The organism is Flavobacterium rhamnosiphilum (genome assembly GCF_004349195.1).
Taxonomy (GTDB): Bacteria; Bacteroidota; Bacteroidia; order Flavobacteriales; family Flavobacteriaceae; genus Flavobacterium; species Flavobacterium rhamnosiphilum.
Window position 1 is genome coordinate 77299 of the sequence record NZ_SMLG01000012.1, and the last position, 23787, is coordinate 101085.

Sequence of the window (23787 nt, forward strand, 5' to 3'; positions counted from 1 at the left end):
TAGACCTACTCTTCGTAAAGTTTAATTTCTCGGTCATAAAATTCATTGGCAAGAACGATTAATCCTTCCATTTCAGCATTTAATTCTGCTTCGTCAAGATCCTCTGCTTCTTCCATAAACTCTACCTCATCATCTTTTAGATTGATGATAAATCTTGGGTAATCTAAGTGTATGATAAAAATATCTTCGGGGAAATCAGTATTGTCGCCCAGTAAAAATTTTGGTAATTCCATGAATTTAATATTTAAGTATTTAGTATTTTATTTGTTATCATTTTGCAACACCAACTTTCTTGTTAATCTCGCAAAGCGAATATACAAAAATAAAGCGGCGGCGGTTAATCCCGCCAAAAGTCCAATCCAGATCCCAACGGCTTTGAGCTCGGTATATTTTCCTAAATAATAGGAAATAGGAAAACCAATGACCCAATATGCCACAAAGGTAATGTACATAGGGATTTTTACATCTTGCAAACCGCGTAATGCCCCCAAAACAACGACTTGAATTCCGTCCGAGATTTGAAAAATGGCTGCAATCAAGAGTAATTTTGAAGTTATAATGATGATTTCTTCGTTGTCTAGCATTTGGGCTGAATCCGTCATATTCAAGAATAAATGCGGTAAAAAATTATGAAAAACCACAAAAATTATCGCAAAAAAGATTTCAAGTATAATCGCCAATAAAAAAATAGATCGTGCTACAATAATCAAATTTTTATAATCGTTCATTCCTTTGGTATGACTCACCCGAATCATTGCTGTAACACTTAAACCCATCGCTACCATAAAAGTTGATGATGCCAAAATAAGTGCAATCTGATTGGCAGCCTGGCTATTTTTACCTAAAGAGCCTGAAAGCCAAATCGCAGCTGTGAACAAAGTTACTTCAAACAACATTTGCATTGCTGAAGGCAAACCAAGATTGATGATTTTTTTCAAAATTGATTTTCGTATTTCTTTGAAACTAAAATTCTTGAAATATTTTTTCAATGCTGAATTTCTTTTCATCAGGTAATGCATAAAAACTACCATCATTATCCTTGATAATACGGTTCCTAGTGCAGCACCCAAGATTCCTAATTTTGGAAAAACCCAAATTCCGTAAATCAATACATAATTAAAAAAGATATGCACTACGTTAGCCATTAAAATAGCATACATCGAATATTTTGTTTTGGCTAAACCATCAGCAAATTGTTTGTATCCCTGATAGATAATCACCGGAATCAAAGAAAACGCAACCCAATCAATATAAGGAGCAGCCATATCAGCCACTTCTTTGGGTTGGTGCATCAAATACATAATTTGTTTAGACAACACCGTCAAAATAAATAATGCAACTCCTAAAACAGTACATAAAAGCAATCCGTGATGAAAAGTAGATCGGATTTTTTGATCATTTTTTTCGGCATCCGCTTCAGCGACCAATGGAGTAATTGCGGTAGAAAAACCTATCCCTAAAGACAAAGCAATGAATATAAAGCTATTACCCAGTGAAACGGCCGCCAATTCGGTAGAACCCAATTTACCAACCATGAAATTATCAACTATACCTATTAATGTATGTCCTAGCATTCCTAAAACTACTGGGTAGGCTAATGTAATATTATAAGAAAACTCTTTGAAGTACTGAGATAAATTCACTTTTTGCTTTTTTGATGGCAAAGATAATTAGAAGCTTTCAATTGCATCAATACTATTGCATATATAACACTACTTTTTTACTGCTTATTTACACTCAACAAGGAATTCTATAACAAAACCCAACAATTCTATAACAAAACAGGCCTATGGGGGCTATACATTTGTAAAGTCGTTTAGAAACAAATAGAAATAGCGACAAAAGAATATTAATCAAAACAATAGAATTATGAAAATCACTGGAAAAATTAAAACGGTATTTGCATTAGCAATAGCAATGTTATTTGCTAGTAATGTAGAAGCACAAGAAACAAAAGAAGTTATAGAAGTTAAAGAAGTTCCAAATTACGATCAGGGATTCCGTTTAGGATTTGGTTTAAATGGTGGATATTCTGTTGATGATCCATACAAATTAGCTTTAGGAGCCGATGCAAGATTACAATATGATTTATCAAAAAGGTATTCTGTAACCTTAACAACTGGTTTCAATAACTTATTTGTAAGTAAAGCTGACGGAGATGATTTAGGATTTATTCCGGTAAAAGCAGGTTTTAAAGCTTTCGTATGGAACGATCAATTTTATGTAATGGGTGAAGCCGGTGCAGGATTTGCAGTGACTAATGATTACAACCAAACCTCCTTGATTTTAGCTCCAAGTATTGGTTATGCTACAAAATACATTGATCTCTCTTTGCGTTATGAGCACTATTCTGATTTTCCAAGAGTAAACAATAATGGAACTTTAGGAGAAGGTGTAGGACAAATTGGAGTTCGTGTTGCTTATGGTTTCAAACTATAAGACTGTTTTTAATTAGTTAAAAAAATGCGCTGAAATTCAGCGCATTTTTTGTTTTATTTCTTTTTTAACATCTCTTTATACATTTCAATATTTCCCTTGATTTTTTCATCCATTTCAGGTTCTCTAATATCGGTATGTTTTTGCATTTCTTCCCAAATAATTTTGGCTACAATATACCGCGCCATTTCTTTATCATCAGCAGGAATAATATACCAAGGTGCATATTCTGAACTTGTTTTATTGATTGCTTCCTCGTAATAATGCATATAATCATCCCAACGATCCCTTTCTTTCAAATCTCCTGTTGAGAATTTCCAGTTGTGTTTTTGTTCTTCTAATCGGCGTAACAAACGTTGTCTTTGTTCTTCTTTACTCATGTGTAAAAAGAATTTCAGCATAATAGTTCCGTTTTGCGTAATGTGCTTCTCAAAATTATTGATTTGCTGCATTCTATTTTCCCAAAATTGCGGCGTAATAGCATCTACGGTTTCAATACCCGGTAAATTTTCATTCATAATGTATTCCGGATGCACACGTGTGACCAAAACATTTTCATAATGTGACCTGTTAAAAACCGTAAACTTTCCTTTTTCAGGCAAAACCAAATAATGTCTCCACAAATAATCATGTTCTAGCTCACTTGAGTTGGGTGTTTTAAAACTATGTACCACGACACCTCGTGAGTTAAATTCCTTAAAAACTTCCCGAATCATACTATCCTTCCCAGAGGTATCCATGCCTTGCAAACAAACCAAAACACCATAGCGATTGTGAGCATACATCACATCTTGAATTTCACTCAATTTCACTTGCACCTTCTCCAGTTTTTCTTCTTTATCATCATCATCGGCTTTGCTAAACAAGTTCGTAGGGATTTTTGACAAATCAATTTTGCCAATCACTTTAAAATCATCGGGATTTATAGACTTCATAAGAAATATTTTATCTTTGCAAACTCAAATATAACAAATTATAAGGAGCATTTTCCAGCTATTCGTTTCAATCTTTTATTATTTTAAAGAAAAATAATAAAAGGATTTCCACTATTATCTGGGCTAGGCACTCGTTTTCAAAACAAATACAATGGAAAAATTCACACTCGAATTACTCTTTCAAATCATCGGCATTAGTTCAGCATCAGGACTCATTTACAAAGACAATTCCCTACTGATTATTGGTGACAACAGCGGCTTTCTTTATGAGTACCACATCGATTCCCAAGATTTAAAACGCCATCCATTACTAGAGAATCCAACAGAAAACACGCTAAAAAAAGACAAAGCTGATTTTGAAGCCATAACTTATTTTGGCGACAGCTTGTATATTTTTGGTTCCGGTTCCACTGAAAAAAGGAACAAAATGATACAAGTCAATTCCAGCGATAAAAAGGTAATTGCCACAAATGACATCGCTGATTTGTATGCAGTCATGCAAAATTTTGGAGAAATAAAACCCGAAGATTTCAACCTCGAAGGCGCCATCTATACTGGCGAAAGTTGGTTTTTATTGAATCGTGGCAACGGAAGTTCCAATAAAAATATCCTTTTCACCATCGAAGGAAAAAACCTGACCAACGATTTTACTATTCTTTCTAACGCCTACAAACTCCCTAAAATAAAAGGAGTACGCAGCAGTTTTACCGATGCGGTTTTAGTCGATGACAGCATTTATTTTTTGGCCACAGCCGAAGATACCGAATCTACTTATGACGATGGCGAAGTTTTAGGAAGTCTTATTGGGAGAATCAACCTAAAAACCATGAAAATCGATTTCACTCAAAAAATTAGCAGTACCCATAAATTCGAAGGATTGACTTTATTCACCAATTCAAAAGAAAAAATCGAATTCCTGCTTTGTGAAGACAAAGACACCGAAGTATTGGAAACTGCTATTTATAAATTGACTTTGGACAAAAAATGAAGTCAATTAGATTAAAAAATATTCATTTCATCCAAAATAACAGAACGTTAAATTTAGATTAAATAGAAAATCAAAATAGATTTCAAATGTAAAACAAGGTACTTTTACAGTAAACTAAGCCTTTTATTGGCATAAAATAATTAATAAAATGACAGACTTAAAAAATAAAAACGCCCTAATCACCGGCGCAGGAAAAGGAATTGGAAAAGCAATCGCTTTGGCATTAGCCAAAGAAGGCGTAAATGTAATTTTGGTTGCCAGAACACAGGACGAAATAGACAGTGTAGCGGCAAAAGTACGTTCATTAAGAGTAAAAGCACTGGCGATAGCCGCTGACGTTGCTGATATTAATTCGGTAAACGCTGCCGTTGCCAAAGCCTTGGCTGAATTTGGGACTATTGATATTTTAATCAACAATGCCGGAATAGCTGCTTTTGGAAAATTCTTAGAATTAGAACCGACCGATTGGGAACGCATCATTCAGGTAAACCTGATGGGAACCTATTATGTGACACGTGCCGTTTTGCCAAATATGATAGAAAGACAAACGGGCGATATCATCAATATTTCTTCAACAGCAGGATTAAGCGGAAATGCTTTAACGAGCGCTTATAGTGCTTCTAAATTTGCTGTTTTAGGATTAACGGAATCGTTGATGCAAGAAGTGCGTAAACATAATATTCGTGTAACGGCATTAACACCAAGCACTGTTGCGACTGATATGGCCAAAGAATTAAAACTGACCGATGGAAATCCAGAAAAAGTCATGCAAGCAGAAGATATGGCCGAATTAATCATCGCGCAACTCAAATTAAACCGACGCGTTTTCATCAAAAACAGCAGTATTTGGTCTACGAATCCATAATTCGTTTTTATTTTTGTTTTTAAACATATAAGCTTAAAATATAAAAACCATTAAGAAACTAAGTTTCATTAAGTTTTGCGCTTAATTTTCTTAATCTCTTAATGGTTAAAAAACTTTCGAGTTACTTACTTAAATATCACTCTTAATCTCTTTGTTTATTAAAGCCCTTGTTAGTCCTAAAAACTTAAATGACTTATATGGTTAATAATTGATTTAAACCAAAGCCGTAACAAAATCCATTCGTACACTTCCGTCTTCATCAATTTTTGTCAAATTGATTTCGTGCAACGTGTTTACTAATTCTGGATTCCAAGGCGTTTTTACTTTCACATAGTTTTCGGTAAACCCGTGAATATACCCTTCTTTATTTTCACTTTCGAATAAAACAGTTCTATTGGTTCCCAATTGACTTTCATAAAAAGCACGACGTTTTTTAACTGATAGACCGCGTAACATTTTGCTGCGTTTTGCACGAACATTGGCAGGAACAACACCTTCCATCGCAGCAGCTTCAGTATTATCCCGTTCTGAATATGTAAAAACATGCAAATAGGAGATATTCATTTCATTCAAAAAATGGTAGGTTTCCAGAAAATGTTCATCTGTTTCGCCTGGAAAACCAACAATTACATCCACACCAATACAAGCGTGCGGCATCACTTCCCGAATTTTATTGACTCTTTCTGTATATACTTCACGTTGGTAACGACGTTTCATCAACTTTAGAATGTCATTACTTCCGGATTGCAAAGGAATATGAAAATGCGGTACAAAAGTTCTACTTTTTGATACAAACTCTATGGTTTCATTTTTCAATAAATTCGGTTCAATAGACGAAATTCGCAATCTTTCGATTCCTTCCACTTTGTCTAATTCCTGAACTAATTCTAAGAATGTATGTTCGTGTTTTTTATTTCCGAATTCCCCTTTACCGTAATCACCAATATTTACTCCGGTAAGAACAATTTCTTTTATGTTTTGTTTCGAAATTTCTGAGGCGTTTTTCAATACATTTTCCAGTTCATCACTTCTCGAAATTCCTCTTGCTAACGGAATCGTGCAATACGTACATTTGTAATCACAACCGTCCTGAACTTTCAAGAAAGCACGGGTTCGGTCTCCTATCGAATAACTTCCCACATAGAAATCAGCTTCGGCAATTTCACAGGAATGCACTTCACCAAAATCATTTTTAGACAAATCATTAATATAATCCGCCAATTTAAATTTTTCAGTTGCTCCCAAAACCAAATCCACTCCATCTACACTCGCTAATTCTTCCGGCTTCAATTGCGCATAACAACCTACCGCCGCAACAAATGCTTTATCATTCAATTTCATTGCTTTTCGCACGACTTGTTTGAACTGCTTATCCGCATTTTCAGTAACTGAACACGTATTAATTACATACATATCAGCTACTTCCTCAAAATCGACGCGATCAAAACCTTCGTCTTGAAGATTACGAGCAATTGTAGAAGTTTCTGAAAAATTCAGTTTACAACCAAGCGTATAAAAAGCAACTTTTTTTCTATTTTCCATAATTCATCTTAAACTAATGAAATCGTTGTCAAAAAATTTAAGTGCGCAAATTTACGCACAATATTCTGGAAAATGAAATCAATAATTTCTATATCTTAGCATCTTCTAGACCAATAATTTATACTCTCAAAATGAAAAAAACAATTTCAATTATATTCCTTTTTATTGCGGTTCAAATAAATGCTCAGAACAACATTGAATGGGATGGAAAATACCAATTACAACTTTCCGATTTTCAATCTAGCGCTACTCAAATTGGAAATGTCAAAATCAATAGTATTCATACCGCTGCAAGTCTTGATTTCGCTTTCCAAATGAGCAATATTGAATTTATGTTTACCAAGAATTTTAATTCAAAAGTAAATTCTACATTCAAGCGTGATGCCGCATCCATTATTGCAACTGATACTAATACAGCTAATTATTTAGTAAATTTTGCGCAATATGAATTTGATTTATCTGAACTCTATGCCCGAAAATTGCGAAAAGAAATTTACGACCAAAAAGGGACTTTTTCTGATGCCAGTTTTTTACAAGTTATTTATGATGCCATTCAGAAACAATACACAGAGGATCATGCGAATGCCTCAAAAATAACGGACCTTGGACAAAATGAGAAAAAGCTTTTAGAAATTAGAACTGAAGCCCTTAAAAGAATACAAGAATATCCTGATTTTTGCAAAAGTTGTAAACCTCCAAAGAAAAAATCTTAGTTAGATATAGATCTTTTTACTTTAGCGCCCGATTGTGTCGAGTGCTAACTTACTTTTGTAAACAAATTAACAGCAAGATTTTGAAACATCTTACAAAATGAAAATTAAACTTATCCTATTTTGCTTCTTTTTATTTCAAAGTATCTTCTCTCAGAAAGAATTCCTAGATTATTTAGTAACTGAAAAGAATGATACTATCTATGGAACTTTTAGAAATAATGCTTTGTTTGAAAAAAATCTGTATCCTGAAAAAGATGGTATTAAATTTTACTCGCACAAAATATCTAAAATGAAAATCATCAGGTTTAATGATGATATTTATTTCCGCCAGTCTACGGAAGATGGAATCTATGAATCAGTACCTGCAAGAGATTCATCAAACTTTGTTTTGAAAACAAAAGGATCCTTTCTAAATAAAAAGCCACGATTACAAGAATTCATTGTACTTGTAAATAATGATACAATTTATGGAGAAATATCAGAACCAATGATTGGCAATCTTTATTTGTCCGATAAGAATGGAAACAAGCACAAAATAAAAAACGAAACAATAAAAACGTATCATTTTAGAAATGACCTCTATGAATTCAAAGAGAAAACTAAAGTCGATTTATTTGACACCAAAGAAAGTTTCCTCAAAGTTTTAGCAATTGGTAAAGTAAACTTATACGAATATGAATATCATCACAACGATAGAACAAAAAATCTTCGTAAACCTAAAGAATATTACTTTATAGAGATAGACGGTCAATTGATTTTATTAAATTCAATTATTGGTAAGTTGAAAATCAAGAAAAAACTCACTGAAATATTCAAAGACAATAATGATTTAGTAAGGCAAATTTCTGATGATGTCTATGGTTTGCAAAACATATATTTAATCGTAAAGAAATATAATTCCAATTAATCCAGCTGTTAACAGCGGTTTTGCCGGATTTGGGTTTTCGGCTTAATTTGAAGTTGGTTTTGTACTTGAAATAAAAGTGATTAACCGAATGATAAATCTTAACTTATTCCAAAAACCCAAGCAAAGCCGCGGGGACGATAAAACGTTTGCAACTCGACTACTTTCTAAAAACAAAAACCATTAAGAATTTAAGATAATTTAAGAGCAGTTCTTAATAATCTTAATTTCTTAATGGTAATTATAACTTGAAAAATCTTAGTTCAAGATAAATCGTCTAACAACCTCAGCCACGCCATGGTTATTATTTGACGCTACGATAAAATCTCCTTTATCTCTCAATTCAGGATCTACATTATCAACCCAAACACCCAATCCGGCATATTCAATCATCGTCAAATCATTCCCTGCATTTCCAACAGCTATAATCTCACTTTGATGTATATCCAATTTTTTTGCCAAAATTTTTATGCTGGCGGCTTTGTCAATTCCATTTTGTGCTACTTCAAGAAAAAAAGGCTTTGACATGCTGACACTAAGGTGTGGCATAGCGGCTTTCAAGTCTTTTTCTACTTCTTTAAGATAAATTGGATCTTCTAATAAAATACATTTTACAGCTGAAGACTGAACCTCTTCTTTAAAACTAAGGACTTTATTATGTTCTAAACCTGTGATGTTTTTTTCGATTTCGATAAATTCCGAATTTGTCTCACTCACAATTTTCCCATCAACATAAGTAATAATATGAGTATTACTTTTTAAGCTGTAATCATACAATTCATGAATTTGTTCTTGGGTTAACGTTTGCTCAAAAATGACTTTATCTTCCTTTAAATCTGTAATGACAGCGCCATTATACGATATCATATACGAATCATCTAGTTGTAATTCTTCGGCATAAGCTGTCATTGCAGGCGTAGGTCTTCCGGATGCCAGAATAACATAAACCCCCAATTCCTGTGCCTTAAACAACATTTCTTTATTCTCGTTTGAAATGGTATGGTCATCAGTCAACAAAGTGTCGTCCATGTCCAAAACCAACATTTTATATTTCATCTAATTTTTTTTGCGAATGCGTTAAATACTCATTCTAAATTCTTCAATAACTGGATTCACTTTTGCAAACTCGGTTTCTTGAACGAATAATTCCACTGCTTGTCCCGAAGTTCCAAAACCTGCCAATCGAGCCGATTGTATATTATTTTTCAAAACGGTTTCAACACCAATTGCTTCAATTTTTTCTTTCAACGCCATTGCTAAAATTTCACTTCCCGAAAATACTTTCATTAATCCCATCGTATTGTATTTTTAATTATTTATTCCCGTTTTCCTCATCACCTTCTTGCTCCTCAAAATCTTCATCTTGATCTGCCTCAAAGTTTTCTTCCTCCTCAAAATCTTCGTCCTCATCCTCTTCGGCTCCATCAAAATCGAATTCAAAAGGCTCCACTAGCATTTTTTCAGCAAGGATTTCTATTCGATCTGTAAATTGTTCCGAGAATATAATACGTTGGGTTCTAACAATGCTATTCGAAATACGCATGATTTTAGTTTCATGACGCAATTTCAAAATTGGGTCTGCATCATCCAAAATAAACATTTTCAATCGGTTTACATTAAATCCAGCTGTGGTAAACATTTCACTTAACTTATTTGGAGTCCCAATCAACACGTCAATTCCGCTAGAAATATAATTTTTATCGTATTCCATATCCCCTTTATCATGAACACCATAGACTTCTAAATTAGAATTCTTTCCGTATTTTTCAAAAAGTGATTCCATTTCCAATACTTTAGCTTTGTCTTCAACAATAATTAAAGCTCTTGGTGATTCTTCGTTTGCGCCTGCCAATTTCTGAATTACATTCAGCACAATTGTTGTCGATTTCCCGCTTCCTTTTGGTGCAATAATAATACAATCCGAACCACTTTTCATTGTCGAAAATGTTTCTTTTTGCATCGCATTGGCCTCAGTCAAACCGTTTTCAATTAGGGCTTGTTGTAACTCTTCGTTTATTTTTTTTAGTTTCATATTTTTAGTTGTACGTTATAAGGTATAAGATATAAGGTTAAACAAATAACCTACAACTTATAACCTATAACTATTTACTTACTTGCGAATAACTTTACATCATTTTCGGAAATTTCGCTTCCGCCAAGGATAATCAAGCGTTCCACTACATTTCGCAATTCACGGATATTTCCTGTCCAATCGTATTCCTTCAATAAATTAATCGCTTCTTTTGAGAATTTTTTGACTGCATTTCCTTGCTCCGAGGCAATTTTATCAGCAAAATGCGAAATCAACATCGGGATGTCATCCCGTCTTTCATTCAATGCAGGAACTTTTATCAAAATTACTGCCAAACGATGGTATAAATCTTCACGGAAACGTCCTTCGGCAATTTCCTTTTTCAAATCTTTATTCGTTGCCGCTACGACACGAACATCAACTTTTATGTCTTTATCCGCTCCCACTCTGGTAATCATACTTTCCTGTAAAGCACGCAATACTTTGGCTTGCGCCGAAAGACTCATATCCCCAATTTCATCCAAGAAAATAGTTCCTTTATCAGCGGCTTCAAATTTTCCAGCGCGGTCTTTTACTGCCGATGTAAAGGCCCCTTTTACATGACCGAATAATTCGCTTTCTATCAATTCAGATGGAATAGCAGCGCAGTTCACTTCGATTAAAGGAAAGTTAGCTCTTTCACTTCTTTCATGCAATTGATGCGCAACCAATTCTTTTCCGGTTCCGTTTGGTCCCGTGATTAAAACTCGGGCTTCCGTTTGGGCAACCTTGTCAATCATCAATTTAATGTGATTAATGGCTTCGCTTTCGCCAACCATTTCGTAGTTTTTGCTGACTTTTTTCTTCAGAATTTTATTCTCTACTACGAGTTGTTTTTTGTCTAAAGCGTTACGAACCGTATTCAATAATCGGTTTAAATCCGGTGGTTTTGAGATGTAATCAAACGCACCCAAACGCATCGTATTGATTGCCGTTTCCATATCGCCATGACCGGAAATCATAACCATAGGGATTTCGGGTTTGATTTTTTTGACTGCTTCCAGCACCTCAACACCGTCCATTTTTGGCATTTTGATGTCGCACAAAACCAAATCGTAATCGTTGTTTTTTATTTTTTCAAAACCTGCAACACCATCTTCGGCTTCTTCAACCTGATAGGTGTCGTTTTCTTCAGAGAGTATTTTTGTAAGTACTCTTCGAATTGCGGCTTCGTCTTCTATGATTAGTATTTTTGACATATTTTAATAATTTGTTTAATCGTTAATTTGGTTATTTGTTTAATCGATTAAACGAATAACCAAATAACCGAATTAATCTAAATTTAATATTTCAACCAGCGGTACATTTCACTCCACGTTGGTTTTTTGCCGTACATGAGTATTCCTATTCGGTATATTTTTGCGGCAAACCAAACTACAAAAAAGAAGCTTCCGAATAATAATGTTACCGATATTGCAATTTGCCACAAAGGTACGCCAAACGGAATTCGCATGAGCATTACGATTGGCGAGGTAAGCGGAATCATTGAAAAAACGACTGCAATTGTCCCGTGCGGATCATTGATAACAGTGAAAAATCCGACGTAAACACTCAACATTAACGGCATAATGATAGGCAACAAAAATTGCTGTGAATCCGTTTGATTATCAACTGCAGCGCCAATTGCAGCGTAAAATGAACTGTACAGAAAATACCCGCCAATGAAATAAATCACAAACCCAACAAGGATACTTGCAATGGGTAAATTCCATAATTCCTTAATATACATTTGGGCAGTTCCGGTCATTTCTTGCTGTGCAGTATGCATCAATTCAGGTGAAACGCTGGCTGTTGGCCCCACATTTACCCCAAAAAATACGGAGGCCGCAAACATTAATGACATTCCGATTATTGCCCAAATAAAGAATTGCAGCAATCCTGCTAATGAAGTTCCTATGATTTTACCCATCATCAATTGAAATGGTTTCACCGAGGAAATTATGATTTCTACTATTCGGCTGGTTTTTTCTTCGATCACGCTTCGCATCACCATGTTTCCGTAGATGATTATGAACATCATAATAAGATATCCAAATGCGCCGCCGATGCCTATTTTGATTTCGTTAAGCCCTTTTACACTTTCTTCACCAGATGCTTTTGTCAAGCTGATATTCACTTTTGACTGGGCATTTTTAATAGCCAATGTATCTAAATGTGCTTTTTCTAAATTGTTTTTGGTCAGTTTACTTGCTATTACATCCTGAACATTTTCAATGAATGACATACTGGGACTGCTGTTTGAAATAAACTGGATTTTACTTTCGAAATCCTTGGTATTATTCGCTTTTGGAATGTATAATAATCCTTCATAGCTTTCATTTGTGATACTGTCTTTAAGGAATTTTAAATCTATTAAAGACAAATCAAGGTATTTGTACGCTTGATTTTTATTGTTTTGCGACGTAAATTCCTTTACAAACATACCCGATTCATCATGAATAGCGATTCTTTTGGTATCTGCTTTCATGGAACTTAAATAGGCCACAAAAACGGCTATTCCCACAAATAGTAACGGACTTAAAAAAGTCATAACAATAAAAGATTTATTGCGAACTTTGGCAATAAACTCTCTTTTTATAATTAATGATATGATGCTCATTTTTTAGACTGCTTAGATTTTTAGATTACTTAGATTTTTTAGAACGATTAGATTAGAAGACTGTAAAAAGTCTAACAATCTAAGAAGTCTAACGATCTATTGTGTTACTGTTTGAATGAAAATATCATTTACACTTGGAATTTTTTCTACAAAATGTGTTACCTGGCCGCATTGCGTCAAGATATTCAACAATTCATTTGGCGTGGCATTTCCGAGTTGAATTTCCAGTTTTAATTCGTTGTTCAGTGATTTAAAATTAGCTGGACCAACGGTAAATTTCTGCGTAATAGCATACATCAAACCTTCTACATTCTCCGATAAAATACCCACTTCAAAACTATTGGTTTTAAATTGTCTTTTTACATCGTCCAGTTTTCCTTCAATCAGTTTATTGGATTTGTGAATCAGCGCAATATGATCACATAATTCTTCTACGCTTTCCATGCGGTGTGTCGAGAAAATTATGGTAGCTCCTTCCTCTCTCAACGCCAGAATTTCATCTTTGATAATATTGGCGTTTACGGGATCAAAACCAGAAAAAGGTTCATCAAAAATCAACAGCTTTGGCTTGTGCAAAACACATACCACAAACTGAATTTTCTGCGCCATTCCTTTAGAAAGTTCTTGGATTTTCTTGTTCCACCAGCCTTGAATTTCTAATCTTTCGAACCAATACTCCAGTTGTTTTTTGGCTTCAGCCTTAGAAAGTCCTTTCATTTGAGCCAAATACAAGCATTGTTCTCCCACTTTCATCGTGTTGTACAATCCTCTTTCTTCCGGTAAATAGCCTATATATTGAACGTGTTTCGGTTGCAGTTTTTCACCATCCAAAATAATTTCACCACTGTCAGGCAACGTAATTTGATTTATAATTCGGATAAGTGATGTTTTTCCGGCTCCATTTGGACCTAAAAGTCCGTAGATACTTCCTTTTGGAACCATTAATGAAACCTCGTTAAGCGCCACATAATCACCGTATTGCTTGACAACTTTATTCACTTCAAGAATATTACTCATGCTCATTTTTTAATTGGTGTAAAAGTAAATAATTAGTACCGAAATACTTAGAATAGTTACATAAAAAACCCATCCTTATTTTAACAAGGATGGGGAATATATTTTTTAAATTAGACGCTATAAATAGCATCTAACTTTTTATTATGAAAACATGTCTTTCACTTTCTCAAAAAATGACTTGTCTGATTTTTCCGGATTTGGAATAAAATTTTCATCCGTAAGATTTTTTTCAAAAAACTGTTTTTGGTCTTTGTTTAACGTTTTTGGAGTCCAAACATTCACATGCACCAATAAATCGCCGTTTCCGTAACCATTGATACTAGGAATTCCTTTTCCTTTTAATCTCAGAATCTTACCCGATTGAATTCCTTCTTCCAGTTTGATTCTCACTTTTCCGTTTATAGCTTCGATGTCTTTCGAAATTCCAAGAACCGCTTCAGCGAAACTGATGTATAAATCGTAATGTAAATTCTCCCCTTCACGTTTCAAGAACTCATGCTCCAATTCTTCAATAGCAACAATCAAATCTCCCGGAATACTGTTTCCCGGAGCATCATTCCCTTTATTAGAAACTTTCAATTGCATTCCGTCAACCACACCCGCAGGTATTTTTATCGAAACTGTTTCATCTTCAAGAATCATTCCTTGTGAATCTGCTTCTGATGGTTTTCTATCTAAAATTTGACCTGAACCACTACATGTTGGACATGTAGAAGCCGATTGCATTCTGCCCAAAATTGTATTCGTAACGCGCATCACTTGTCCTTGACCGTTACATGTAGAACACGTTTTATAGGTAACTCCAGGTGCTTGAACTTTACGTTTTACTTTTACTTTTTTCTCCACGCCATTGGCAATTTCTTCCAATGTCAATTTTACTTTGATACGAAGGTTGCTTCCTTTAGCACGACGAACTCCGCCGCCTCCACCACCTCCGAAACCACCAAAACCGCCTCCGAAAATATCACCAAACTGACTGAAAATGTCATCCATATTCATTCCGCCGTGACCACCTCCGCCAAAACCGCCTGAACCATCAAAAGCTTGGTGACCATATTGATCGTATTTTGCTTTTTTCTGAGGGTCGCTTAATACTTCGTAAGCTTCAGCAGCCAATTTGAATTTATCTTCTGCCGATTTGTCTCCAGGATTTTTGTCAGGATGAAATTGTAGTGCGTTTTTTCGGTATGCTTTTTTAATTTCAGCAGCATCAGCATTCTTTGAAATGCCTAATATTTCGTAAAAATCTTTTTTCATTTTTATTTTTTCTTTTGTTGAGTCGCACTGCAGTGCGCCTCTACGCGTGATATAAATACGCGATTAATCGCGAATCTATTACTGCCCTATAACAACTTTTGGAAAACGAATGATCTTGTCTCCTAATTTATATCCTTTTTCAAGAACATCGACAATTTTACCTTTCATTTTGTCTGACGGCGCAGGAATTTGAGTTATTGCTTCAGCAAAATCCGCATCAAAAGCGTCTCCAGCCTTTACATCAACTTGCTCTAACCCTTTAGAAACTAAAGTGTTTTTTAATTTTTCATGAATAAGCTCCACTCCTTTTAGCAGCAATTCATCTTCTGATTTGCTTATTTCTACAATCGCTCTGTCGAAATCATCTAAAACAGGCAACATCGCAAGTAAAACTTCTTGATTAGCCGTTTTAAATAACTCGATGCGTTCTTTTGTAGTTCTTCGTTTGTAATTTTCAAATTCAGCAAATAATCGTAAATACTTGTCTTTCTCTTTGGCTAAGTCTTGTGTTAATTGCTCTTCTACACCCAATTCCTCAATAATAAGTTGCTCTCCATTGGCATTATTCTCTAATGTTGCCTCATCTATTTCTTGATCGATTTCTGTATTTTCAGTAGTCATATTGCTTGTATTTTTAAAAATATTCTTAAACTTCATTTTTATTCTTTTCTTTGGATTGCAAAAGTACTGCCAATTCTTTTAAAATGTCAAATTGTCACCTTTTTATTGAATTTGTAATTCTTTCTAAATTTTATACTCTTTAAAACAAATTTGACCAACTCAAAATTTTAATATAATTTTAAGACTATCTCGATATAGATTATTTAGCTTTGTTAAGGTTAAAAAAGATTACCTCCTGAAAATTATTAATTCACCATTGACTTATATTAAAAAAAGCTTCGTTTAGTAAAACGAAGCTTTTTTTATGCTTTTACAACTAAAACTACAACAATGCATTTTTCAAACCCTCAAAATCGACTGAAACCTGCTCTCCCGTCACTAAATTTTTAAGCGAAAAAGAATTGGGAGCCATTTCTTGTTCCCCTGTGATTACCGCAAAAGGAATCCCTCTTTTATCAGCATGTTGAAACTGCTTCGCCACTTTTGCATTATCCGGATACAATTCTACTTTTATACCTGAATTTCTTAATTCTTTTATCGCTTTCATCGCGTAAAAAGCTTCTGTATCACCATAATTAATAAACAACGCTTTGGATGTTGCAGTTACGGTTTCAGGAAATAAATTCAATTCTTCGACAACCAAATAAATTCGATCCAATCCAAAAGAAATTCCCACTCCGCTCATGTTTTTCAATCCGAAAATTCCGGTCAAATCATCATACCTTCCACCACCGCCTATGGATCCCATAGCAACTGATTTTGGCGGAGCCACTTCAAAAATAGCACCTGTGTAATAATTCAATCCGCGAGCAAGTGTAACATCCAAATCTAAAATTGCTGTTGACAATCCCAATTCAATAACGTTATCACAAATAAAACGCAACTCTTCAACTCCTTTCATTCCTTCATTAGACTCCGCTAGCAAAACAGAAAGTTGATTTATTTTTTCTGAAATAGTTCCTGTGAAATTAAATAACGGCTGTACTTTCAGAATCGCTTCTTCCGAAATTCCTTTCTCCATCATTTCTTTTTTCACGCCGTCCTCGCCTATTTTATCGAGTTTGTCCAACGCAACGGTAAAATCTATTAATTTATCTGATGCGCCAATCACTTCCGCAATCCCAGATAATATTTTTCGGTTATTGATTTTGATGGTTACTCCTTCTAATCCTAAAGCAGTAAAAACAGTGTCATACAACTGAACTAATTCTACTTCTTGCCATAATGATTTAGAACCTACCACATCAGCATCACATTGAAAAAATTCTCTGAAACGTCCTTTTTGCGGGCGGTCTGCTCTCCAAACGGGTTGAATTTGGTATCTTTTGAATGGAAATTCTATATCATTTTGGTGTTGCACTACGTAACGCGCAAACGGAACGGTTAAGTCATAACGCAAGGCTTTTTCGGAAATACTTGACGTTAATTTAGTGCTGTCTTTATTTTCTAAATGAGTCGCATTGGCTTTCGCCAAATAATCTCCTGAATTTAATATTTTAAAAATCAAACGATCGCCTTCTTCTCCGTATTTTCCCATCAGGGTTTCAGAGTTTTCGAACGAAGGAGTTTCTATCGGTTGAAAACCAAATTTCTCGAAATTACTTTTTATAATCTGAATAATATAGTGACGTTTTGCCACCTCAGTTGGTGAAAAATCTCTGGTTCCTTTTGGAATGCTCGGTTTTGATGCCATTTTTTGATTATTGGATTTTTAGATTTTCAGATTTAGGAATTGTTGAAAAAACTCCAAATTCTAATTCTTTGCAAATATCTTATTTTTAAAATAAATCTGTTTACAAATTTCAGCATTTTATTGCCCGATGCCTAGCCCAGATTACAGCGGAAATAGGGAAGTGAAAAATAATATTGTTTTCTTGCCTGAAAGAGCGACCAAAGGAAGCTCCTTTTAGGCAATTTAAAACAAATTATTTTCACTGACAGGTTGTAGCGGAAAGCTGGAAATAGCTCCTAAAAAATAAATTAGGATTTTTGAAAAGGAAATTTGTAACAAAAATTGTATTTTCGTGTCAAACTGCTATGATGTTAAAATTATTCAAAGAAAATATTCGAATTGCATTCGGTTCCATCAGAACACAATTGTTGAGAACCGTTCTTACCGTGTTGATTATCGCTATTGGCATCACGGCTTTAGTTAGTATTCTTACTGTTGTTTCTGCTTTGGAAAACACTATTTCCTCTGATTTCGCATCAATGGGAGCCAATACCTTTAATATCAATCAATACGAAAACACAACTCGAAATCGCGGTGGCGGAGAAAGAGAAATAATAAATCCAATCATTTCTTACCCTGAAGCGGTCGCTTTTAAAAATAAATACAAATATCCTTTTACTGAAACTTCGCTTTCTTTTACCGCAACTACTGCTGCCGAAGTAAAATATGAATCTTCTAAAACGGACCCCGAAAATACGGTTGTTGGTGTCGATGAATTTTTTGTCACCAACTCCGGATTAGAAATCAGCTCCGGACGTAATTTTACGGGATTTGACATCGATAACAATGCTTATGTGTGTATTGTAGGTTCTGATTTTGAAAAAGAATTATTAAAAGATGTAAATCCTATTGATAAAACACTCTCGATTCGAGGAGCCAAATTTAAAGTTATTGGAGTCCTAAAAGAGAAAGGATCAACCTTTGGGAACAGTCAAGATTTAAGGATTTTAATACCTATTCAAGTGGCACGTTCCTTGTTTACAGCACCAAACATAAATTACACCATGAGCGTCATGGTTTCTAAAAAAGAATTTTTAGATAAGGCAATAGACAACGCGACAAGTACTATGCGCCGGGTTCGTAAATTAAGCCCGGTAAAAGACAATAATTTCGGAGTGGTTCGCAGTGATGACCTCATCAACAAAATCCTTGGAATCACACAATATCTGGGGCTTGCATCTTGGCTTATCGGCATCATCACCGTTCTTGGATCTTCGATTGCCTTGATGAATATTATGATTGTTTCGGTAACGGAACGCACAAGGGAAATAGGGGTTCGAAAAGCCTTGGGAGCCAAAAAAACGACGATTGCTTTTCAGTTTTTTATCGAAACTTTACTTATTGGTCAATTAGGCGGATTAGTCGGTATAATTTTTGGAATCTTAATTGGTTTTGGTATTGCAACTGCAATGAGTTTCGATTTTGTAATTCCGTGGGGCGCCATTATGTCCGCGTTTATAACCAGTTTTATCGTGGCAATCGTTTCCGGTTTATATCCAGCTGTAAAAGCGGCGAAACTGGATCCGATTGAGGCATTGCGATATGAGTAGATTGCAGTAATCAGTATTCAGTACATTTAATCATCCTGTCATTCCCGTAAATATCTTTTCGCAATTCGATGTTTTTAAAATTCATTTTTTCAAGTAAATCAACCATTTCTTTTCCTAAATACTGATTGATTTCAAAATACAACTGTCCGTTTTCAGATAGGTTTTCCAAAGCCAATTCGGCTATTTTTTTATAAAAAATTAATGCGTCATTGTCTTCTACAAAAAGTGCCAAATGCGGTTCATTGTCCAATACATTTTTCTTGATTTCCTCTTTTTCTAAATTGCGAACATAAGGCGGATTAGAAACAATAATATCAAATTGTTGCTGTAAATCTTCCGTTTCAAGAATGTTTTGATTGATAAAAGTAACATTCACGGAATTATTTTCTGCGTTTGTTTTGGCTGTAGCCAAGGCCTTTTCAGAAACATCAATTGCAAAAACTGTGGCATTAGGAATATTTTTAGCCAATGAAATGGCGATACAACCGCTTCCGGTTCCAATGTCCAGAATCCTTAGATTATTAGACTCTTGGATTACTAGATTATTAGATATAATCCAATCAACCAATTCCTCGGTTTCGGATCTTGGAATTAAAACGTTCTCATTGACTTCAAAATCCAATCCATAAAAACTCGTTTTTCCTAAAAGATATTGTACTGGAATTTCCTGTTTCAACTGTTCCAAAATCGAATTCCAAACTACAATTTCCGCTTCCGAAAAAACCAAATCAGGATTCAAAGCCAAATCGATTCTTTTCAGTTTATGTTTTTCTTCTAAAATTAAATAGAAAAAACTCTCCGATTCTCCAGCATCATAAATTGGAGTCAGTTCTTGAATAAATTGGGTTCTGTATTCTTTTATTTTCATTTTTCTTATTTGAATTGTTTACTTAAAAACCATTCTTTATTCTCTAAATCTCTTTGTTTATTAATGTATTCTCAGGTCAAAAATAAATATTTAATTTCTTGAGACTATCTTTTCAATAGTAGATGGCATTCCAAGTGTTTTTATAAGTTGCTATTTTTTTATAAATCCTTCAACATCCAAACAGGACAACTGGTATGCCCAGTGTTTCCCATTGGAGAACAAATGTTTTCAAAACCTACTTTTTTGTACAGTTTTTGAGCATCAAGCATAAAAGGCATTGTTTCCAAATAGCATTTTTCAAAACCAAACTCTTTAGCACTTTGTAAACACTTGGCCATCATTTGGCTTCCTATTCCAACACCTCTGGTTTCCGGTAGAAAATACATTTTTTGAAGTTCACAGATGGTTTTAGCTTCATTTTCAAGTGGCGCAACACCGGCAGAACCAATAATTTTTCCATCCTTTTCTACAACATAATAAACTGATTTAGGTTTATTATATTCTTCAAACATTAAATCCAAATATGGATCTTCATAAGCTGTTCCAACTTTTGGAATATTTAATTCGTCAAAAACTGCTCTTATCAATGCAGCAACCGCTTGATTGTCCTCTTTTTTTATTTTTCTAATGCTGTAATTTTCCATTTTCTCAAAAACTAATTTTATATGCAAAAGTAGAAATTGTTTAGTGTTATTTTAGAAAGTTTCAAAACTAATCCCGAAGTTTCGGGGCTAAACCCAAAATAACTACTTTTGTGTTGTGAAAATACATGAAAAATACATCCGACGATGCATCGAATTAGCCAAAAATGGTTTGGGAACAACGTATCCAAATCCTTTGGTAGGCAGTGTCATTGTTTATGAAGACAAAATCATTGGCGAAGGCTGGCATAAAAAATCGGGAGAACCACACGCCGAGGTAAACGCTGTGAATTCTGTAAAAGACAAATCGTTGTTAAAAAAAGCGACTATTTATGTGAGTTTAGAACCGTGTAGTCATTTTGGCAAAACGCCGCCTTGTTGTGATTTGATTATTAAGAATAAAATTCCAAATGTCGTTATTGGGACTATTGACCCCAATGTAAAAGTAGCAGGAAACGGAATCAAAAAACTAATGGAAGCCGGAATACATGTTACAGTAGGTATTCTTGAAGAGGAATGCAATGAACTTAATAAAAGGTTCTTTACATTTCACGAAAAGAAAAGACCTTATATTATTTTGAAATGGGCCGAAAGCCAAGATGGTTTTATCGCGCCAAAGGAAAAATCAGAAAAGAAACCCGTCTGGATTACAAATCGGTATTCGAGACAATTGGTACATAAATGGCGAACTGAGGAGCAAGCCATTCTGGTGGGAACTAAAACTGCCATTGATGATAACCCAAAATTGAATGCACGGGATTGGTCAGGAAACAACCCGATTAGAGTAGTTTTAGACCAAAACAATCGCATTCCTGAAGACAATCATATATTTGACAATCAAGCAAAAACAATCCTATTTTCTAAATCAAAACAACCTATTAAAAAAGAAAATAGTATCTTTGAGTATATTGATTTTGAACAAAATATAGCAACCCAAATAATACAATCGCTATATCAACATCAAATTCAATCCATTATTATTGAAGGAGGACGACAAACTTTACAGACATTTATTGATGCCAATCTTTGGGACGAAGCTAGGATATTTGTTGGAAACGCACAATTTAAGGAAGGAATTAAAGCCCCAATACTAGATAAAAACCAGTTCAAAAAGCAATCGATTGGTAATGATGAATTAATACTATCTAGAAACTATGATTAATACTATAATTTTTGATTTTGGAGATATTTTTATCAATTTAGACAAAGAAGCTCCTATTGTCGAGTTTTCTAAATTAGGTTTAAAAGAATGGACTGAGGATTTAGATGAGCTCAACCTATCATTTGAAAAAGGAAAAATTTCTGAACTTCAATTCATTGAAGGCTTCCAGAAACATATGCCTAAAGCTTCAATAGATGAGATCAGGAATGCATGGAATACCATTTTATTGGATTTTCCATTGTACAGACTTGAATTTTTGCAAATGCTTTCGCAAAAATACCGTTTGTTTTTGTTAAGCAATACGGATTCAATCCACATCGATAGATTTCAGCACAAAGCCGGAATAACTTTTTACAGAGAATTTTATCAATGTTTTGAAAGAGTTTATTTTTCCTTTGAGTTAGGCATGCGAAAACCCGAAGCCGAAATTTTCAATTACTTGGTAAAACAACATGAGTTAACTCCAAAACGCACTTTATTTATTGATGACAAAAAAGAAAATACAGATGCGGCACTTGCATTAGGATTTCAAGTTTGGAATCTACAAGTGGGGAAAGAAGATGTTGTTCATTTATTTGACAAAAAAATAATTTAAAACAAATAATTTAAAAAAATCAATGATAATAGCAATGACAATGACCTTTTGAAATTGAAATTGATTTTTGAAATTGCCATTAAACTTGAAAGACACCTACAACACTATTGAATTTCCCTCTGAAGAAGTATTACTCAAAGAAAAAAACAGTAAATTTTTTGGTTATGCATTTCCAATTCAATCGGAAGAGGAAGTAAAACCACTAATCGAAACCTTACGAAAACAACACCCCAATGCAGGACATTTTTGTTATGCGTACCAAATAGGTGCTGATACGGTAACTTACAGAGCTAATGATGATGGCGAACCCAGTAATAGCGCAGGAATGCCTATTTATGGACAAATTCAGTCTTTTTCGGTAACCAATATACTTATTATTGTAGTCCGAATATTTGGTGGTGTAAAATTAGGTGTTGGAGGATTAATCTCTGCTTATAAAACGACCGCACAAATGGTTCTTGAGACCTGTGAAATTGTCGAAAAAACGATAGATATTCATTTTACAATCACATTTGATTATAAAAACATGAATAAAGTAATGCGGGTAATTAAGGAAAAAAAGCTGGAAATTGTAAGTCAAGAAATGGAAATAAATGAAATTTCAGCACTTCCAATGGGAAAAATAGAGCTAAAAACCCGAAAAAAAAATGCCGAAATGGTATTCGACATATTTAATTCAATGTTTGAAATCGATATAAAACGACTCTAATTTCTACTAAAAATTGCTTTTTTTATAATTTATTCTATTGTTTTTAAGAGTTCTAAAATATAATCTGGTGGAGCGGTAGGACGACCTGTTTTTAAGGACACAAAAACTAAAATAAATTGGGCAGTTGTTAATAACTCATCAGAGTCATTATAAATAGCGCAATCAAATTCTATCTTCACAGAACTCTGACTTTTGAAAACAGTGTGAACCGTAAGCAACTCATCATAGCGAGCTGATTTTTTATAATTTACATTCATGGAAACAATAGGAAGCGCAATCCCACTTTCCTCCATGCTTTTATACGAAATCCCTTTGTCTCTAAGCCATTCCACCCTTCCTATCTCAAAATAAGGGATATAATTTCCGTGATATACAACGCCCATTTGATCTGTTTCAGAGTAGCGTACCCTAACTTCTATTTGATGATCTTTCATTAATTATGTATTAAAATTTTTAAATTTAAAAAGCTCCTTACAACAATAATTTGGAAAATTATTGTCCAATATATTTTTTTTTACAGAAATTTGTTCACATATTTGTTACCCCGATAAATAATAAGAAAACATCTTTTTTTTTGTAAGA

The 23787-nt window shown here is 34.2% G+C and carries 25 protein-coding genes; 9 read left to right on the plus strand and 16 right to left on the minus strand.

Annotation, left to right across the window (positions count from 1 at the left end; all coding sequences use genetic code 11):
• Nucleotides 1–5 precede the first annotated feature (5 nt).
• Nucleotides 6–233, minus strand: coding sequence for a hypothetical protein (locus tag E0I26_RS14115; protein ID WP_091204000.1), 228 nt, complete (start codon nt 231–233; stop codon nt 6–8).
• A 27-nt stretch (nt 234–260) separates the two neighbouring features.
• Nucleotides 261–1643, minus strand: coding sequence for an MATE family efflux transporter (locus E0I26_RS14120; RefSeq protein WP_131917087.1), 1383 nt, complete (start codon nt 1641–1643; stop codon nt 261–263).
• A 226-nt stretch (nt 1644–1869) separates the two neighbouring features.
• Between E0I26_RS14120 and E0I26_RS14125 the strand changes: the two genes are divergently transcribed.
• Nucleotides 1870–2439 (plus strand): hypothetical protein, encoded by a 570-nt coding sequence (locus E0I26_RS14125; protein ID WP_131917088.1) that lies wholly within the window; start codon nt 1870–1872, stop codon nt 2437–2439.
• Between the two features lie 53 nt (nt 2440–2492).
• Here E0I26_RS14125 and E0I26_RS14130 read toward each other — a convergent pair whose 3' ends face one another.
• A complete protein-coding gene (locus E0I26_RS14130; RefSeq protein ID WP_131917089.1) occupies nt 2493–3371 on the minus strand; it encodes a PPK2 family polyphosphate kinase in 879 nt (292 codons plus the stop codon).
• Between the two features lie 151 nt (nt 3372–3522).
• Here E0I26_RS14130 and E0I26_RS14135 point away from each other — a divergent pair, with 151 nt between their 5' ends.
• Together E0I26_RS14135 and E0I26_RS14140 are read left to right on the plus strand one after the other, a co-directional pair.
• A complete protein-coding gene (locus E0I26_RS14135; protein WP_131917090.1) occupies nt 3523–4359 on the plus strand; it encodes a DUF6929 family protein in 837 nt (278 codons plus the stop codon).
• Nucleotides 4360–4507: 148 nt separating this feature from the next.
• Nucleotides 4508–5224 (plus strand): 3-ketoacyl-ACP reductase, encoded by a 717-nt coding sequence (locus E0I26_RS14140; RefSeq protein ID WP_131917091.1) that lies wholly within the window; start codon nt 4508–4510, stop codon nt 5222–5224.
• A gap of 213 nt (nt 5225–5437) precedes the next feature.
• On the opposite strand, the gene mtaB is transcribed toward E0I26_RS14140, so the two are convergent.
• Complete coding sequence (mtaB, locus tag E0I26_RS14145) at nt 5438–6766, minus strand: tRNA (N(6)-L-threonylcarbamoyladenosine(37)-C(2))-methylthiotransferase MtaB (protein WP_131917092.1); 1329 nt, start codon at nt 6764–6766, stop codon at nt 5438–5440.
• A 131-nt stretch (nt 6767–6897) separates the two neighbouring features.
• Here mtaB and E0I26_RS14150 point away from each other — a divergent pair, with 131 nt between their 5' ends.
• Nucleotides 6898–7479 carry a hypothetical protein gene (locus E0I26_RS14150; RefSeq protein ID WP_131917093.1) on the plus strand — a complete coding sequence of 194 codons (582 nt, stop codon included), beginning with the start codon at nt 6898–6900 and terminating at the stop codon, nt 7477–7479.
• A 97-nt stretch (nt 7480–7576) separates the two neighbouring features.
• Nucleotides 7577–8386 carry a hypothetical protein gene (locus E0I26_RS14155; RefSeq protein ID WP_131917094.1) on the plus strand — a complete coding sequence of 270 codons (810 nt, stop codon included), beginning with the start codon at nt 7577–7579 and terminating at the stop codon, nt 8384–8386.
• A 255-nt stretch (nt 8387–8641) separates the two neighbouring features.
• Here E0I26_RS14155 and E0I26_RS14160 read toward each other — a convergent pair whose 3' ends face one another.
• The 9 genes from E0I26_RS14160 to hisS form a co-directional block, all read right to left on the minus strand.
• A complete protein-coding gene (locus E0I26_RS14160) occupies nt 8642–9439 on the minus strand; it encodes a Cof-type HAD-IIB family hydrolase (protein WP_131917095.1) in 798 nt (265 codons plus the stop codon).
• Between the two features lie 21 nt (nt 9440–9460).
• Nucleotides 9461–9679: a DUF2007 domain-containing protein gene (locus tag E0I26_RS14165; RefSeq protein WP_131917096.1), complete on the minus strand. Its 219-nt coding sequence runs from the start codon at nt 9677–9679 to the stop codon at nt 9461–9463.
• A 16-nt stretch (nt 9680–9695) separates the two neighbouring features.
• Nucleotides 9696–10415: a DEAD/DEAH box helicase gene (locus tag E0I26_RS14170; RefSeq protein WP_131917097.1), complete on the minus strand. Its 720-nt coding sequence runs from the start codon at nt 10413–10415 to the stop codon at nt 9696–9698.
• Nucleotides 10416–10489: 74 nt separating this feature from the next.
• Nucleotides 10490–11653 carry a sigma-54-dependent transcriptional regulator gene (locus E0I26_RS14175; protein ID WP_131917098.1) on the minus strand — a complete coding sequence of 388 codons (1164 nt, stop codon included), beginning with the start codon at nt 11651–11653 and terminating at the stop codon, nt 10490–10492.
• 83 nt (nt 11654–11736) lie between these two features.
• Complete coding sequence (locus E0I26_RS14180; protein ID WP_131917099.1) at nt 11737–13053, minus strand: ABC transporter permease; 1317 nt, start codon at nt 13051–13053, stop codon at nt 11737–11739.
• 96 nt (nt 13054–13149) lie between these two features.
• Entirely contained in the window at nt 13150–14070 is a 921-nt protein-coding gene (locus E0I26_RS14185) for an ABC transporter ATP-binding protein (RefSeq protein WP_121342666.1), read from the minus strand.
• A 141-nt stretch (nt 14071–14211) separates the two neighbouring features.
• Nucleotides 14212–15327, minus strand: a complete 1116-nt coding sequence (dnaJ, locus tag E0I26_RS14190) for a molecular chaperone DnaJ (protein WP_131917100.1) — start codon at nt 15325–15327, stop codon at nt 14212–14214.
• Nucleotides 15328–15405: 78 nt separating this feature from the next.
• Nucleotides 15406–15984, minus strand: a complete 579-nt coding sequence (locus E0I26_RS14195) for a nucleotide exchange factor GrpE (protein WP_131917101.1) — start codon at nt 15982–15984, stop codon at nt 15406–15408.
• Between the two features lie 286 nt (nt 15985–16270).
• Nucleotides 16271–17641 (minus strand): histidine--tRNA ligase, encoded by a 1371-nt coding sequence (gene hisS / locus E0I26_RS14200; protein ID WP_131917102.1) that lies wholly within the window; start codon nt 17639–17641, stop codon nt 16271–16273.
• Between the two features lie 344 nt (nt 17642–17985).
• Between hisS and E0I26_RS14205 the strand changes: the two genes are divergently transcribed.
• The gene (locus tag E0I26_RS14205; protein WP_165929456.1) at nt 17986–19230 is read left to right on the plus strand and encodes an ABC transporter permease; all 1245 of its coding nucleotides are present in this window, start codon (nt 17986–17988) and stop codon (nt 19228–19230) included.
• 10 nt (nt 19231–19240) lie between these two features.
• Here E0I26_RS14205 and prmC read toward each other — a convergent pair whose 3' ends face one another.
• Both prmC and E0I26_RS14215 read right to left on the minus strand, forming a co-directional pair.
• Entirely contained in the window at nt 19241–20098 is an 858-nt protein-coding gene (gene prmC / locus E0I26_RS14210; RefSeq protein ID WP_131917103.1) for a peptide chain release factor N(5)-glutamine methyltransferase, read from the minus strand.
• A gap of 158 nt (nt 20099–20256) precedes the next feature.
• Nucleotides 20257–20742 carry a GNAT family N-acetyltransferase gene (locus E0I26_RS14215; protein WP_131917104.1) on the minus strand — a complete coding sequence of 162 codons (486 nt, stop codon included), beginning with the start codon at nt 20740–20742 and terminating at the stop codon, nt 20257–20259.
• Between the two features lie 115 nt (nt 20743–20857).
• On the opposite strand from E0I26_RS14215, the gene ribD reads away from it, so the two are divergent.
• From ribD to E0I26_RS14230, 3 genes are all read left to right on the plus strand, one after another.
• Nucleotides 20858–21901, plus strand: coding sequence for a bifunctional diaminohydroxyphosphoribosylaminopyrimidine deaminase/5-amino-6-(5-phosphoribosylamino)uracil reductase RibD (gene ribD, locus E0I26_RS14220; protein WP_131917105.1), 1044 nt, complete (start codon nt 20858–20860; stop codon nt 21899–21901).
• Nucleotides 21894–22496, plus strand: a complete 603-nt coding sequence (locus E0I26_RS14225; protein WP_131917106.1) for an HAD family hydrolase — start codon at nt 21894–21896, stop codon at nt 22494–22496. Before ribD ends, E0I26_RS14225 begins: the two co-directional genes overlap by 8 nt.
• A gap of 85 nt (nt 22497–22581) precedes the next feature.
• Nucleotides 22582–23205 carry an IMPACT family protein gene (locus E0I26_RS14230; RefSeq protein WP_235831779.1) on the plus strand — a complete coding sequence of 208 codons (624 nt, stop codon included), beginning with the start codon at nt 22582–22584 and terminating at the stop codon, nt 23203–23205.
• Nucleotides 23206–23234: 29 nt separating this feature from the next.
• Here the strand turns inward: E0I26_RS14230 and E0I26_RS14235 are convergent, their stop codons facing one another.
• Nucleotides 23235–23639 (minus strand): acyl-CoA thioesterase, encoded by a 405-nt coding sequence (locus tag E0I26_RS14235; protein ID WP_131917107.1) that lies wholly within the window; start codon nt 23637–23639, stop codon nt 23235–23237.
• Nucleotides 23640–23787 lie beyond the last annotated feature (148 nt).